The 773-nt window shown below is 64.3% G+C and carries 1 protein-coding gene; it reads right to left on the bottom strand.

What is annotated here, in order from left to right; genetic code table 11:
- Positions 1-60: 60 nt before the first annotated feature.
- Positions 61-773: integrase core domain-containing protein (locus NKJ57_RS30825; protein WP_352573819.1), on the bottom strand; the 713-nt coding region annotated here is incomplete at its 5' end.

Here is a 773-nt window from a genome sequence, read left to right as displayed (position 1 = left end):
TGTCCAGCCGATAGATGGGTAACACTTTGAACCGGATACATAGGTGACACTTCTCTCCCCCTATGCGTCCGCCGCAGCGCCAAGCGGATTGGTTGGCGCGGCGCTGCGGCGGACAAGCTTCATGTGCCGTGTGTCGATGATGCCGAGCGGGTGGGCATGGAATGAGAGTGTCCATTGTCCGTCTTCGGTCTCCAACGCAGCGACCGGTTCGCCCGCCAGCGCTTGCGAGACATATATGAAGCCGCCATTCCATCGGATCTCGCCATTGTGGCGCACGCGGCGGACCGAGGCCTCGGCCGGATAGACGGGCTCGGGTGGTGTCCTGGGCATGGCGCGCTGTGAGGACCGGTAGTGCTGGGCGGGCGTATCCATGCCCAGCGCCTCATGGGGACGTTCCTCATTGTAGCTGTGGCGGAAGGTCTCGAAGGCCTGGCCCTGTGCCGTTCGGTCGGCTTCCGGTGCCTCGGCCATCGGCAGCATGGTCAGGTGAAAGCGCTCGTGACGTCCGTTCTGCTGTGGCCTGCCGGGTGCGATCCGCTCCAAGGTGATGCCGAGCTTGATGAAGCGCACGACAAGCGGCGTCAGCCCGGTGACGCCGGCCGATGCGAAGGGCGGGCCATTGTCGCTTCTGAAGCGATCCGGCAGGCCATGCTCTTCAAACAGCCGTTCGAACACCGGCCAGGCTTCGCTATCGGCCGTCGACCCCGTCGCTTCGAGCGCCAGAAGATAGCGGCTCGACGCATCCATCACCGTCAAGGGTTCGCAACGCCAGC

It is taken from the genome of Mesorhizobium sp. M0077, assembly GCF_040322955.1.
Lineage (GTDB): Bacteria > Pseudomonadota > Alphaproteobacteria > Rhizobiales > Rhizobiaceae > Mesorhizobium.
Note: the sequence above shows the minus strand (reverse complement) of the source record. Positions and strands in the feature narration are given on the sequence as shown.